Origin of the sequence: uncultured Aquimarina sp. (assembly GCF_947495315.1) — a bacterium.
GTDB lineage: Bacteria > Bacteroidota > Bacteroidia > Flavobacteriales > Flavobacteriaceae > Aquimarina.
Genome location: NZ_CANLYD010000004.1, coordinates 19,466 through 33,272, shown reverse-complemented (window position 1 = coordinate 33,272; position 13,807 = coordinate 19,466). Strand labels below are relative to the sequence as shown.

General features: G+C 32.4%; 14 protein-coding genes. 10 read left to right on the top strand and 4 right to left on the bottom strand.

What is annotated here, in order from left to right; translation table 11 throughout:
* The first annotated feature begins 4 nt into the window (after nt 1-4).
* Together Q0910_RS08205 and Q0910_RS08200 are read left to right on the top strand one after the other, a co-directional pair.
* Nucleotides 5-778: a TIGR03915 family putative DNA repair protein gene (locus tag Q0910_RS08205; protein WP_299214711.1), complete on the top strand. Its 774-nt coding sequence runs from the start codon at nt 5-7 to the stop codon at nt 776-778.
* Nucleotides 779-831: 53 nt separating this feature from the next.
* Complete coding sequence (locus tag Q0910_RS08200; protein WP_299214709.1) at nt 832-1,185, top strand: hypothetical protein; 354 nt, start codon at nt 832-834, stop codon at nt 1,183-1,185.
* A gap of 58 nt (nt 1,186-1,243) precedes the next feature.
* Here Q0910_RS08200 and Q0910_RS08195 read toward each other — a convergent pair whose 3' ends face one another.
* Nucleotides 1,244-1,819: a nitroreductase gene (locus tag Q0910_RS08195; RefSeq protein ID WP_299214706.1), complete on the bottom strand. Its 576-nt coding sequence runs from the start codon at nt 1,817-1,819 to the stop codon at nt 1,244-1,246.
* Between the two features lie 70 nt (nt 1,820-1,889).
* Between Q0910_RS08195 and Q0910_RS08190 the strand changes: the two genes are divergently transcribed.
* Nucleotides 1,890-2,594, top strand: a complete 705-nt coding sequence (locus tag Q0910_RS08190; protein ID WP_299214704.1) for a methyltransferase domain-containing protein — start codon at nt 1,890-1,892, stop codon at nt 2,592-2,594.
* Between the two features lie 2 nt (nt 2,595-2,596).
* Nucleotides 2,597-3,061: a hypothetical protein gene (locus Q0910_RS08185; protein ID WP_299214701.1), complete on the top strand. Its 465-nt coding sequence runs from the start codon at nt 2,597-2,599 to the stop codon at nt 3,059-3,061.
* On the opposite strand, the gene Q0910_RS08180 is transcribed toward Q0910_RS08185, so the two are convergent.
* Nucleotides 3,042-4,163, bottom strand: coding sequence for a pentapeptide repeat-containing protein (locus Q0910_RS08180; protein WP_299214698.1), 1,122 nt, complete (start codon nt 4,161-4,163; stop codon nt 3,042-3,044). The genes Q0910_RS08185 and Q0910_RS08180 overlap by 20 nt on opposite strands.
* Nucleotides 4,164-4,303: 140 nt before the next feature.
* On the bottom strand, nt 4,304-4,525 hold the full coding sequence (locus tag Q0910_RS08175; RefSeq protein ID WP_299214695.1) for a hypothetical protein: 222 nt from the start codon (nt 4,523-4,525) through the stop codon (nt 4,304-4,306).
* Nucleotides 4,526-4,925: 400 nt separating this feature from the next.
* On the opposite strand from Q0910_RS08175, the gene Q0910_RS08170 reads away from it, so the two are divergent.
* From Q0910_RS08170 to Q0910_RS08160, 3 genes are all read left to right on the top strand, one after another.
* Nucleotides 4,926-5,177 carry a hypothetical protein gene (locus Q0910_RS08170; RefSeq protein ID WP_299214692.1) on the top strand — a complete coding sequence of 84 codons (252 nt, stop codon included), beginning with the start codon at nt 4,926-4,928 and terminating at the stop codon, nt 5,175-5,177.
* A 644-nt stretch (nt 5,178-5,821) separates the two neighbouring features.
* Nucleotides 5,822-6,010 (top strand): hypothetical protein, encoded by a 189-nt coding sequence (locus tag Q0910_RS08165; RefSeq protein WP_299214689.1) that lies wholly within the window; start codon nt 5,822-5,824, stop codon nt 6,008-6,010.
* A gap of 47 nt (nt 6,011-6,057) precedes the next feature.
* Nucleotides 6,058-6,627: a DUF427 domain-containing protein gene (locus Q0910_RS08160; protein WP_299214686.1), complete on the top strand. Its 570-nt coding sequence runs from the start codon at nt 6,058-6,060 to the stop codon at nt 6,625-6,627.
* 1,000 nt (nt 6,628-7,627) lie between these two features.
* Here Q0910_RS08160 and Q0910_RS08155 read toward each other — a convergent pair.
* A complete protein-coding gene (locus tag Q0910_RS08155) occupies nt 7,628-9,991 on the bottom strand; it encodes a TonB-dependent receptor (RefSeq protein WP_299214684.1) in 2,364 nt (787 codons plus the stop codon).
* Between the two features lie 213 nt (nt 9,992-10,204).
* Between Q0910_RS08155 and Q0910_RS08150 the strand changes: the two genes are divergently transcribed.
* The 3 genes from Q0910_RS08150 (at nt 10,205) to Q0910_RS08140 (ending at nt 13,285) form a co-directional block, all read left to right on the top strand.
* Entirely contained in the window at nt 10,205-11,218 is a 1,014-nt protein-coding gene (locus Q0910_RS08150; protein ID WP_299214681.1) for a histidine kinase, read from the top strand.
* The gene (locus tag Q0910_RS08145) at nt 11,218-11,907 is read left to right on the top strand and encodes a response regulator transcription factor (protein WP_299214678.1); all 690 of its coding nucleotides are present in this window, start codon (nt 11,218-11,220) and stop codon (nt 11,905-11,907) included. Before Q0910_RS08150 ends, Q0910_RS08145 begins: the two co-directional genes overlap by 1 nt.
* A 544-nt stretch (nt 11,908-12,451) precedes the next feature.
* A complete protein-coding gene (locus tag Q0910_RS08140) occupies nt 12,452-13,285 on the top strand; it encodes a hypothetical protein (protein ID WP_299214675.1) in 834 nt (277 codons plus the stop codon).
* The last annotated feature ends 522 nt before the right edge of the window (nt 13,286-13,807 follow it).

The following is a 13,807-nucleotide window of genomic DNA, read 5'->3' as shown; positions in this document are numbered from 1 at the left end:
AGACATGAATCCACAAACTATTTTATTATATGACGGAAGTTTTGATGGATTCTTAACCTGTGTATTTACTGTATATGAGCAAAAAATAGGTACTCCCATTATTAGAAAAGAATCTGAATCCAATAATCAGCTATTTACAATTTCTGAAACAATTATTACTGATGAAACAAAATCTAATCGGGTATGGAAGGGTATAAAAACTAAAATACCATCCTCGCAACAGAAAATTCTTTTCAAAGCTTTTCTAAGCGAAATTAAAGGAGTAGAAAATACGCTTCTATGCTATATTAAGAATATTTTCGACACACCTAATGCTACTCTTATTGACTACAGCAATAAAGATATCCTTAAAATCAGTCAAGTAGCTAAAATGGTTGGAAGAGAAAAACATAGGATGGAGGCTTTCGTTCGATTCCAACGAACAAAAGATGATATTTTTGTTTCAACTATAGAGCCCGACTTTAATGTTTTACCATTGTTGATATATCACTTCAAAGATCGATATGCAGACCAAAAATGGTTAATCTATGATATCAAGCGATCCTATGGATTATATTATGATCTTGATAAAGTAGACATAATAACCTTAGATTTTTTTTCAAAACTAAACACAAGTGTTCAAAAGGAAAACTACGCTGATAACGAGTTAGATTTTCAGAAGCTATGGCAAACTTATTTTAACAGCGTTAATATTAAATCCAGAAAAAACTCAAAACTGCATCTACAGCATCTTCCCAAGCGCTATTGGAAATACTTGATAGAAAAAAACGAAATATAAAATAAAATGTTAAATTTGGCGTTCAATAACCCAATTAACTAAATCTATCAATTATGAAAAGATTATTTTTAGGAGCAATTGCTCTAACGTTAGCAGTTTCAGTAACCTCTTGTAGAGATACAAAGAACGCTGAGGATGCTGCTAATGACGCTGTGGAAGAAGTAAAAGAAGCAGCTGAAGAAGTAAAAGAAGAAGCGAAAGAAGCTGTTGAGGAAGTAAAAGAAGCTGCTGGTGAAGCAGTTGATTCTGTAAAAGCAGCCGCTGGTGAAGCAGTAGACGGAGCTGTTGATGCTGCAAAAGAAGCTGCTGGTGATGCAGTTGAAGCTGCAACAGACGCTGTGAAAGAAGGTGCTGATGCTGTAAAAGAAGGAGCTAGCAAAGCTACCGATGCATTAAAAAAGCAATAATATACAGAAGAAGTATATATGTAAAAACCATCCGCCGCCGCGGATGGTTTTTTTGTTTTTAATCATGCCATTCTACCTTTTCTTCAATAGAATTTCGTTTAGAATTTACCACTTCATTTTTATCATAATTTCCTAAATACAAAAAGCCTAAACAACGTTCTCCTTCTTCAAATTCGAAAAATTCATTCATATATTTTATCAATGCAGGACTACTCCAATAGCAACCTACCTCATTGGCTGCACAAGTAAGCCACATGTTCTGAACTGCCATTGCTGTAGCTGCAACTTCTTCCCATTCAGGAACCCTTTCTTTAGGGTCACGTTGCATACATATTACTATAATCGCACTAGCAGACGCACACTTATTCATAATCTTTTTATGCTTAAAAGGCGAAAAGCTTTCCTCTGGAGTAATATCAGTGTACGTATCGGATAAGAATACTCCTAAACGATCTTTTGCTTCTCCTTGCACAATTTTAAAACGCCATGGTTCCGTTAATCTATGCGTTGGTGCCCAATTCGCGTTTTTTAATAAAACCTTAATAAACTCTTTTGAAACAGGTTTATCATTATATTGAGAAGGAAATATGGCTCGACGTTCTCTTATGATTTGATTTAAAAACTCTTTATTCATAAAATTCTCTTTTAAATGTAAAGTTATTATTAATATTGAGACTTAGGAAAACAAATACTTGCTATAGATTTTGAATTTTAATACGCGCGCACATTCAACTGAACAATTGGATAACCTATCTTTATCTGGTGAGGTATTGTTACAGACGCTATCTAGTCTAAAGTTCATCAATACAATCTTTGGAAATCACAGGCAATTAACTAATAGTTTACTTGAGTATTGCCTGGCAAACCCAGAGAAAAAGACTTTTCATATTATAGACTTGGGCTGTGGTGGAGGTGATAGTATTCATTACATATTCAAAAAACTAAACCGGAATAATGTAAAAACTTCGTTTCTTGGAATAGACGGTAACCCGCAAAGTATTGCTTATGCAACTTCTAAATGCAAAAATCATAGTATTGTAAAGTTTAAAACTGATGATATTTTAGACAAACATTTCTCTATCCCAAAATGTGATATCCTTATCAGTAGTCATTTTATGTATCACTTTAAGGATGGTGATTTACCAATCTTTTTAAAAAAAGCACAACAAAAAGGAATTAGCCATGTTATATTCAGTGAATTAAGAAGAAGTAAAATTGCCTATAGATTATTTAAATATTCTAGTTATATCATGCCGATTTCCAGTATCGCAAAAAAAGATGGATTAGTAGCTATCCAAAGAGCTTTTACGCGTAGCGAATTGGATTTTATTCTAAATGAAAGTAATGTAAAAAACTATAGTATTAGTAAAAAACCCTGGTTTAGAACCTTAACAAAAATTGACCTTTAATTATGAAAGACATCCTATTTCGAAATCTAAAAAAGTTAGGACAGACTCCTAAAACTTTGCTTTTCTCTTATATTACTATCTATTTTTTATGGGGATTAGGAATGAATCAATTTGGAGCCGAAATGGAGATAGCAAAATTTGCCAACTGGTGGCAGGTTATCACTTGTTATATTTTGTATATGGTTCCTATATCTATTATGCTAAAAGAATATAACTTCTTTAATCAATATGCATACGGTTTAGTAGCTATGGGGATACTAGAATTTTTAGGATACTGGCTACAAACTTCTTATGTCTATCCAAATAACATTCTTGATCAACTATTTAGTCCTCAAAATTTCAGTTTAGGAATGGCTCTATTTTTTGCTTTGTATTTTCCAGCTGGAAATTGGCTAGTTGATAAAATTCACAGTCTCATCTTTAAAAACCAGGAGATAGATTCATCTTCTACCTTGCAACAAGAATAAACTGCTGTTTTCCTTGCTTTTTAACTCTATACTTATCTTGAATCGATCTGGCTCCTTTTAGATCCAATGAATCTGTTACATACGTTATCCAATCTTGTCGATGTACGATAGCATTATCCAATACTGCATCCGTTAGGTTAGCATCCTCCAACTTCGCACCCCATAAAATAGCTTCAGTTAAATCTGCTTCTGTTAGATCCGCTCCGTATAGCTTGGCATTAGTTAGATCAGAACTTAATAACTCTGAATTACTAAGGTTAGCATTCGTAAGATTAGCTCTTTTCAGGATAGCATCAGAAAGGTTTATTTTTTCCATATTCGCTTCCGTCAATTCACTTCTTTCCAAATTAGCCGCGGGTAAATTTACTTCGGACAAATTTGAATGACTTAAATTAACATATCTAAGATTCACTCCTCTACCCAAAAATATATCTTTAAAATAGGTATAGCTAAAATCTGAAGCATCCAAGATCTCCCTATATGACTGATCTGCCAGATTACTTCTTATTAGACTAAATAATAACTGTCCTTTTTCTGGGCTTATTTTTTTATCAATCAGCTCTCCGTCTTCTTTATACTTATAAGGTTTCATCGCTCTGGATAAACTTGCTATTCTAGCTTCTAAAACCGGACTAATATTACGCTCGCTAGATCCTTTATACTTAAGTTCTTCGCTAAGATCAGAAAGTAGGTTATCCATAATAAAAACCAAAGAAGATCTTCTTTCCGCTTCTATCAATTCATTTTGGTTATCTACTAGTCTATTCTGATTGATAACGAGTTTTGTCTGATATATTAGGATAACAGAAGGAATGAGTGTTACAAGTAACCCAAAAAGGCCAATTCTAGTAATACGCCAAATAATATTAGAGGACACGTCAGAAACCGTATCCACAGATACAGATTTGGTTTCTTTATACTCTGTAATAGCATTATTAATACTACCTTTCAGTCTTATCCCAAGAAGGGGTACGCTAGATTTTTTAAGTATCCAAAATCCAATACTCTTTTTCTTTTCTTTTCTTTTTTTTATTTGATCTAATTGATCTTGGAGTTGCTGTTTTTCTTGCTCTAGCTGCTCAATTCGTTCTTGCTCAGTCACTTTATCTTCGATTTCGGGATTTCGATGTTCAATATATTAAAGTTATGTGACTAATACCAAATAAAAAAGAAAGCCTTTCTTAATGAAAAAAAAGGCTTTCCAAATCTAACATAATAAAATATAGTCCAAAAACTATCCCCCTACTCCATATAGTTAGATATATCATCCGAAATATTTTGAATTAAAGAAGTTTGCTCTTCTTGATCTATCTGATTAATAATTTTTGCCAAAAGAAGTACGTAATTTGCCACATATTCACGCTTTTTATCATCATTTACATATTCCTTTCCATCCACCGCGATGAAAGTAATTAGGTTACGTATAACCTGTCTTAAATCCGAAATGCTTAACTCCTCTTTCATTTTTTAATCTCAGATTTGTTTCTAAATTCATAATGAAATTAACACTCTAACTTCCTAAAAATGAATATAAAACTTTATAAAAATGTGGATTTCCGATAAAAGGCAATTTTTATCGTTTTAAGAGGATAATCTTTTTTACCTCATGGTAAAATGAAGTATTACTACTGCAAAGTTGCTTTGACTTAATACTTTTATAGAGGTCAGAAGATAGTTATTTACTCTAGGTCAAATTTATGATACTAATGTCAGGCAATTTTAGGACAAGTCAGAACAAAGGCTAGGTTATCCTAAAGACTTTAAAGTAAAATATAGGTTTTATTCTAAAGATGAAGGAGGACGAAAATCACTCCCTTTTCAAGGAATACGTTCTGATTTTTGGTATGAACATACTGACCATAAAATGAAAGGGATTTTTATGATATGGTCGGAGTTTGAAGATATGACCAGTAATTTAATAGGATTAGAAGTTGCCAAAAGAGAAGCAATAGCCCGAATGTGGATTGTAAATAATGAACTTAGATCTTATCATCAAGAGAGAATAAGAGTTGGAACAAAAGGTTATTTCATGGAAGGGACTAAAACAGGTGAATGCGAAGTAATTAAAATTGTTGGATTAATGAGTAATCCGATTACAACAAATAGAGTTAAATAAACTGATGAATAGTTCAGAAAACAGTTGGAGAGATATTATTTCCCTGTATTGTAGAGAATGATATATGTATAAAACATAAGAATGGAAAGATTGATTTTGAAGCTACAATACTAAAAACACCTTCTTTAATTGAAGGTTTAAATAAAAGAGGAATCAAATTAACAAAAGTTCAATAAACGGACCCGTTTGGGCGCTGTTGGAACTTTATCATTCTGATGATTAATAATATTTCGACTGCACTCAAACGGATCGTTTTAAATACTTATTGGATAACCTTTTAAGTTCTAGCTTTTACTCATCGGCAACACATAGAAAAGTACCTGGGTATTTTACACAAAGAACATTGGAGCCTGCTTTGACGGAGCGTTGTTCTTGTTTATTTAAAACTTGAACATTTTGTAAATTTAACAGTTTTTCTAACATAATATATAGTATTATAATTAATAATACTTTAAATTATTTATTTTGATAATAAAATATTGAATGATGAGGACCTTAGTTTAAAGTTTGTGGCTGAACAACCATGTTTTTGGGATAATGTTTGTTATTTCTATTAAAAAAACAAGGAAAATTTAATAAACTGAAGACCTTAATTAGAATCATACTCCAATAAAAAGAAAAGATATAAAAGTTTAAATAAACTGATGAAAAATTATAAAATATTACTTGCCGTATCGTTTGTTTACCTGCTTGGTTCTTGTAAATCAGATGATGACAACAATTGTCCAGATATAATTGAAATAGTGACAGAAGAAGACCTAGAATTGGCGGAAAGATGCGGGTTAGAGCCTGCTGGCCCATTAGGCAAATATTGGGTTTTTAAAAAACTATAAAACATCTAATAAAATTCAATAAACTGATGAATATTTAGGCTAAATCTATGAAACGAAAGGATAAAACAAGAACGACGATAAATTGGTTAGAGAAGGCTCGTGACAGCTGGAGCAATACGGGTAAAGAAAGACCTCCATTTGCAATAACACCAAAAAAGGGTCAGCGATCCGTTTGGGATTTTCCATGCCCTCCAATTATCGAAAAAATCAACAAACAAATAACAGTGAATTATCAAGGTAAAAAGATAGCAGATTCTCACAATTCTTTAGCTGTTTTAGAGACTGCTAGTCCACCAACATATTATATACCAAAATCTGATATTGAAATAAACAAATTGGTAAAAATACTTGGTAAGACCTCCATGTGTGAATGGAAAGGAAATGCAATTTATTGGACTTTAAAAACCTTGATCGACCAACCCATTGCTTGGTCCTATCCGAATCCTTTTTCAGAATTTTCAGCATTAAAAGATCATATAGCATTCTATCCTCAGCATCTTGAATGTTATATAGATGGAAAACGGGTCGAAGCACAAGCTAGTAAATTTTATGCAGGATGGATCACTCCAGACTTAGTAGGCCCTTTTAAAGGGGAAATGGGAACGGAACATTGGTAAGTTAGATTGGTAAAAATAAAAGCTCAAATAAACGATAACCTAAATATGAAGAGTTTTCTTTCAGTTTTTTGCTTGACAATATGGATTCTTCAACGTATTTCTCGAATCTAGTTCTAAAAAAGCAAAGAGTTTGAAAAAATGATGATTCTTTGACAGGTTCTTATATTTGTGGTTTTTGTAGGTTAATCATCTCTTTTTATCTATATTAGTTATGTTTTATTAACTAAATATAAATATATTATCATGTTAAAATCAGTTTTAAATATTAAAGGTGTTCAAACACTAAACAAACCAGAACAACAATTCATTATAGGTGGGCATACTATGCACGATATATGTCGAGCATTTTGCAGGGATAGTTTACCTGAAAATTTTGAAACAACTTGCAATTGTAGTCAATATTAATTGTTTCTTTATTATTCTTTTTTTCGATGTGAGAAAAATTTGTATACCGACTACTAACTTTTATATGATACTGTCATTTTTGAACCTCTCGAATTCGAGAGGTTCAAAATGTATCCGTCCGAGTAATTACAGCGTGATTTTTTCTTGATGTTCAGTTAGGAGTTCTTCTGGTTTTCGTATGCTATGATCTGGTGCTTCTCCAAAGTATCAGTGAGTCCATTCCCTTTGATTGATATTTTAATGTATAATTATTACTTGTAGAGTCCATCACAAATGTAGGTTTTCTTTTGAATCGTAAATTTTCACCATCTTTTATGATAAGTTTAGGTTCTGCTCTTTACTGCTCGATTAAATATCTACTTTATTAGGAATACACCATCCATTATCAATTTATCCCCTTTATAATCTTTGGATATTGTCATGGTTTCATGATTTTTGATAGTCTATTTCATTGTTTTGTAATCAATTTTGTTATTGATCATTTTTTTAAACAATATAAAGTAAACTAAACTCAGGATTAACTACTGGTAAAATTATAAAGTTCATATAAGATTGATAATTGTTAATTGACTTTCGAATTTTAAGATCACTTCATTTACCTTCTTCTCCCCGAATACGTCATTGCCTCTCCTTTGCCAAAAGCATAGCTTAGTCCAAAAGTAATAAAGCGTCCACGTTGCCCAAAATTGTAGGTTTCAAAAGTAGGTTGATTCACAAAACGTTCTTGAATTCTGGAAGCAAAAACATCACGGACACCTAGATTTGCTACTATTTTACCCTTTAAGATTTTTTTACGCATCCCTATATCTAGAAAGGCAAAACCACTTTGTTCCCCTTGGACAGTTTCAAATCCAGAGCGATAGTTACCATTCAATTCTAAGTCGATATCTGCGGGCAAGCTAATTTTCGAACCTAAGCGAGTGGACCATTGATTCCCTGTAAAGTCAAAAACCTGGCCTTCGAAAGTTCCCTTTCTGTCAAAATAATTAAAATTGAAATCCCCGGTAAAAGTCAACCATTTTACAGGATTATACTTTCCATTTGTTTCAAAACCTATAGAAGAATTCGTACCAATATTTTCAGGAGTAGTAAAATTCACATTATCGACAAAAGTCGATACTCGTTCTACCACATCTGTCGTATAGCGATGGTACAAACTGGAACTCATACTTGCCTTTCCAATTTTATAAATACTCGTTAATTCGTAGGAATTAGTAAACTCCGGTTGTAATTCTGGATTTCCCGTTCGGATATTGAAATTATTTCGAATGTTGAAAAAAGGATTCAAATCCCAAAGCCTAGGCCTGAATATACGTTTTGAGTAACCAGCCTGCAATGAAAACTTCTCGCTAAACGTATAAGAGGTATGAAAACTAGGGAAAAAATTGGTGAAATTTCGAGAGTTGCCTTCGTTGGTATTTGCTAATAAAGTTTCTAAATCAGTATTTTCTACACGTAATCCTGCCTTAATTCCCCAGATCTCATTTTCATAAGCTATAGTTCCATAAACTCCCAATACCTTTTGATTCCATTCAAAGTCATTGGTCAGGTTTTCATTGATTACAAATTCTCCATTAATAAGATCCTCAACCTCAAAATCATTTCCTACATCGTTTATAACATATTGCGCTCCGGTCTCTATAGCATATTCTTTAGTTAATGGATTGGTATAATCTGCTTTGAAGGTAAAATCTGCTTGCTGAAAATTAGTAGCGGTGCGTTGATTATTATCTACATTTTCTCCTTCTAAAGTAGTATCTGTAAATAAGGAAGACTGATCTTTTCCGAAGAAACTCCCTAAAGCACTTAGTTGAAACGTATGGTCTTTATTATTTTTAAATTCCTTTTTCCAATTAAACTCATACTGCCATTTGGGATTAGTAGCTTCGGTAGTTTCGTCTCGCACCCATCGAGATACCAAGGTATTACTTGCATCAAAAAAACGAAAGTTAGTTTCAGAAGGCTGATCCTCAATTTCGTAGGCGAAGTTTCCTGAAAGCGTAAAAACGTTGTATTTATTTAAATGATAGTCTGTACCCAACGTAATGTTGAAAAAAGTCTCATTTCTAAAGTTCTCTCCCTCACTAAAAACTACTTCACCATTTTCTAGGTTTCGGTTGATCGCCTCATTATCTCTTGGCAGTGAACGATAGCCTGCTCCCATTTGAGTAAACAGATTAAATTTTTCAGTTCTGCGGTTAAGGCTAGCTCCTATACTATGATTATCAGGTATACCAGTATTGAGTGAAACAGAACCGTTCCAACCTTTTTTCTCTTCTTTTTTTAAGATGATATTTAAAATCCCTGAAGTACCTGAGGCTTCATATTTGGCAGAAGGGTTGGTGATTACCTCGATACTTTGAATCATATCTGCTGTAATGGTTCCCAAGGCATTGCTTGATTCATCAGCTAATACAGAGGGTTTTCCATTAATCAAGATTTGGACTCCTCCGGCTCCTCGCAAACTTATCTCTCCTTCTATATTCACATTAACTGATGGTACATTGTTAAGTACCTCTAATGCACTAGCTCCTGCAGTACTTAGGTCTTTTCCAACGTTAAAAACACGTTTATCCAATTTGAACTCTGTTTTAGAAACTTCTCCTCTAACGACAACCTCATCCAATGTTTGGCTGTCTTGATAAAGTTTAATTATACCTAAGTCAACTTTATTGTCGTTTATGCTAAAATCTCGAAGTTGAATGGTTTTAAATCCTATAAAACTTATTTCAACATAAAAATCTTTTTTTGTAGTTTTTATCTCAAATAAACCATTATCATCGGTTATAGCTCCAGAAATTGTAGCTTTAGAATTTGTATCAATTAAAACAACGGTAGCATAAGGGATAGGTTGACCAGTTTCGGCTTCAACCAACGATCCAGAAACTAGTATTTCTTCATTTTGAGCCCAGACTCCAACTGTAAAAAATAATAGTATTAAAAGAAACCGTATGTTCATTATACTTTAATTATAATTTGATTATCCAAAGAAAAGAAGAAGAATAGATTTATAAAAATCCATTTGGGTAAACAACTATTCTAATCCGACAAACGACATTATTGTCATTGACCTCGATAGATCTGCCGTTTATAGTGATTATTAAGAGGATTACCTTTTAAATCTTATAGTTGGAAAAGCAAAAACTATATTTGTTATACAGCTTTTGATATTGTGAAAAAAATATTCTTAAATAAAGAGGTTTGGTTTCAGGTGATATTGCATATCGTGGTATTTACTTTTTATTCATTTGATCGTCGTAATCCTGAAATAAAACCTTATCAATATGTGTTCTTTTTGAATTTTGTAATTGCGGGCCTTGTGGTCAATTACGTACTTCTTCCTAAATTTCTATATCCCGGAGCATACTTGAAGTTTACATTATATGTTGCATTGGTGGTGGTATGGGTAATTTTTGTGGAAGAAGTTATATTAGAAAAAATCTATTTCCCAGATACGCGCGGTACCAGGTTCCTGGGAGTAGCGTATAATCTTATGAGCACTTTGCCAACTTTATCGGTCCTGGCAGGATTCAAATTTGGCTGGGATGCCCTTATCAAACAAAAAGAGGTCAAAGAATTAAAAGACTATGTAAAGGAAAGCGAACTACAATTCCTAAAGTCGCAAATTAATCCTCACTTCTTGTTCAATAATATGAATAACCTGTATTCATATGCCATCGAAAAATCCCCACGCACACCAGAGGTTATCCTAGAGTTATCGGGTGTGCTACGATATATGCTTTATGAGTGCAAGGCAAAATACGTTTCGCTCTCAAAAGAGGTAGAACAATTAGAAAACTTTATCAACCTTGGGCGTTTGCAAATAGAAGGGCGTGGCACCGTTACTTTCTCGAAAAGTATCGCCCAATCAAATTTTCGGATAGCTCCACTTATTTTGATTGCTTTTCTTGAAAACGCTTTGAAACACGGAAGTTCTAGTCAAACGGGTGGTATAATTATTCTTGTAGATATTAAGATTACTGAGGACGGATTGCTTTATTTTAAATGTTCGAACACCTATAAAACGCAAACCAATACAAATAATTTAGATAGTGGAATTGGCTTGGAAAATGTAAAAAAACGGCTTGCTATTATATATCCAAAGGCACATACATTACAGATTAAGGCTAATGAAGAAACATATGAAGTTGAATTAACCATCGATCTAAAAAAGTCTCAGGAATAATGAAATGCATCATCATAGAAGATCAACTACCTGCACAACGTATTTTAAAAAAATACATTGAAGATATAGGTTCGCTAACACTCATAGGAACTTTTACTGATGCTCTGGAAGCTATGGAAATGATGAAATTGACCAAAGTAGATGTCATTTTTTTAGACATTCATTTACCTAAGATATCCGGTATTGACTTCTTAAAAACGCTATCCAATCCACCTCAGGTTATTCTTACAACAGCTTTCTCTGAGTATGCTTTAGAAAGTTATGAATTTGATGTGGTGGATTATTTATTGAAACCATTTTCATTTCAGCGATTTATTAAAGCCATTTCGAAGGTCGAGACCAAACAGCAAAATTTAATTCCGAGTGCGGAGACCACAGAAATGAATGAAGTGTATGTGAAAGTAGGTTACGACCTGGTACGTATTCTTATTGATGATATTTCCCACATAGTATCTGATGCCGATTACACGGAACTTCACCTACAAAACAAAAAACACGTATCATCCGAAAGACTGCGTTACTGGGAGGAACTTTTGCCTTCGAAAAAATTTATGAGAGTACATAAATCATACATCATCAACACCACAAAAATTGAGAGAGTGTCTGGTAATCAAATTTATTTAATACATCAGAACACAATTCCTTTAGGCAGGGCTTATAAGAGTAATTTTATGAAAAAATTCTTGTAAGAAGAGATTGTATTGATATTGGCTATTGTTTTATGAATTGGTATCAATATGCTTAATGGAATCTATGATGTATCAAAAGATGATTATTATACCAAAAAAAATCTCTTTGACTTACTCCAAAAATACGGTGGTTTTAGTGAAACTTCTATGTTGAAAAATCGCGTAGCGTTGCATCAAAATAGATAGTTGAACTAATCCCGCCTTCGGGGCGGGATCTCAGAAATTCTACCTCGAAGTCCAAAGAGTTTATTAAAGCGGTTCATTGTATAAGTTTACCAAATAACACTTAAATGAACCATTATATTATCTAGAGATACTCTCTTTAGCACTTCTTCTCAAAATTTGATTTGCAAAAGGCACATTATAAAAAATGGAGGGAAAAAATAGTCTATTCATTTTATTTTCCTAATTTAGAAGCAACAAAAATCATGAACCACCCCATGTCTGTAGATTTCTTCGGGTATGGGGTTATTTGTTTAAAGTATTAAATAAAAAGATAGCTTCGGTCTAGAGCCTTAAATTGAAAGTTGATACACATTAATAAATGAGGATAAATATTGAAAAAAAAATAAAAGATTGGAATACAACTAAAGACAAATACGAATTATTAATAGAGGAATATAATAATAAGTATTGGAACGATTTTAATGAAAATCTGGAATCAGCTCAAAAATTGTATTATGCTAGTTTAATTGGGTTAGATGTATTTAAAGATGATGAAAAACTGAATGATTTATTAAAAAGATTAAGTCGTCTTTATGAAGATTCAACAGATAAGACATTTCCTACAATTTCTACACTTCCTACGATCAATGGAGTTAGAGGAGCGAATATTATCTCAATAAAGGCCCTAAAATTTAAAAAACCTGAAATGCTTAATGAGATTCATAAAATTGCTCTTAATCAATTGGTAGTAACTTATTCACTTCTTCTTGAGAATTTCATTGGTTCTACAATACAAGATCATTTGGAAAGATTCCCTAAAGCTTTAAAATCGCAAAAAAGCACATTCAAAGACGATGAATTAATAGAAAGTCTATTAGAAGGAAATACTTTGCAAACTATTATTGGTAGAAAAGTCAATGATATTATGTATGGTTCGATCCAAGATTGGTTTAAACATTTATCTAAGATAGGTTTCGATATAACCTTAGATGAAAATTTAGTTGAAATGTATCTTGTACGAAATTGTATAATACATAACGGTAATCGAGTAAGTGAGAAGCTAGTTTCGCAATTTGGAAACAAATTTCATCTAAATGACAAAATCGTTTTGACCGATCAGGAATTAACTAAATATTTTAAATCTTTAAGGGATATTATACGATTAATTCGTCATAATATATTGGAGAAACAACTTAAAACGAATTCAATGTAAAGTTTAAAATAACTATGAATCAAATCCTTAAATTAATTAATACTAGAGAATTATACGTTCATCTCATAATGTTTAAAGTTTACATTGATACTAAGGGACAAACCAGCAAATCATATAATGGCTACTTACAAACAGAAATTAAAGAATTGTTTGGAGATGAATTTGATTATTAGGATTATCGTACTGCATTGAATTAGATTTATACAGAAGGATACACTAAGTATTATAGTGCACAGACATTAACAGTTAATGGAAGGCGATATTTTGAAAATTGGATTTATGATTTCATAGAATTAACAGAAGAAGAAAAGATTACGATTAATGAGAAATTACCAGGAAAAATTAAAAAGTATTTAGGTTTGACAAAAGATGCCTTGGTTGTTATTAAAAACTCCAAGGATCTTTTTGAGTACTTCTCTAATAATTAAAGTTCAATAAAACAATGAATATTCTTGAAGATGATTAAAACGATAATAGCAATTATTGTAATCTCCGTGATTGCAATGCGATCTGATAAAATTA

Bases quoted from the DNA above. Each gene is read 5' to 3' on its own strand.
- Q0910_RS08205 (WP_299214711.1), top strand. From the start codon at position 5: ATGAATCCACAAACTATTTTATTATATGACGGAAGTTTTGATGGATTC.
- Q0910_RS08200 (WP_299214709.1), top strand. From the start codon at position 832: ATGAAAAGATTATTTTTAGGAGCAATTGCTCTAACGTTAGCAGTTTCA.
- Q0910_RS08195 (WP_299214706.1), bottom strand. From the start codon at position 1,819: ATGAATAAAGAGTTTTTAAATCAAATCATAAGAGAACGTCGAGCCATA.
- Q0910_RS08185 (WP_299214701.1), top strand. From the start codon at position 2,597: ATGAAAGACATCCTATTTCGAAATCTAAAAAAGTTAGGACAGACTCCT.
- Q0910_RS08175 (WP_299214695.1), bottom strand. From the start codon at position 4,525: ATGAAAGAGGAGTTAAGCATTTCGGATTTAAGACAGGTTATACGTAAC.
- Q0910_RS08170 (WP_299214692.1), top strand. From the start codon at position 4,926: ATGAAAGGGATTTTTATGATATGGTCGGAGTTTGAAGATATGACCAGT.
- Q0910_RS08165 (WP_299214689.1), top strand. From the start codon at position 5,822: ATGAAAAATTATAAAATATTACTTGCCGTATCGTTTGTTTACCTGCTT.
- Q0910_RS08160 (WP_299214686.1), top strand. From the start codon at position 6,058: ATGAAACGAAAGGATAAAACAAGAACGACGATAAATTGGTTAGAGAAG.
- Q0910_RS08155 (WP_299214684.1), bottom strand. From the start codon at position 9,991: ATGAACATACGGTTTCTTTTAATACTATTATTTTTTACAGTTGGAGTC.
- Q0910_RS08145 (WP_299214678.1), top strand. From the start codon at position 11,218: ATGAAATGCATCATCATAGAAGATCAACTACCTGCACAACGTATTTTA.
- Q0910_RS08140 (WP_299214675.1), top strand. From the start codon at position 12,452: ATGAGGATAAATATTGAAAAAAAAATAAAAGATTGGAATACAACTAAA.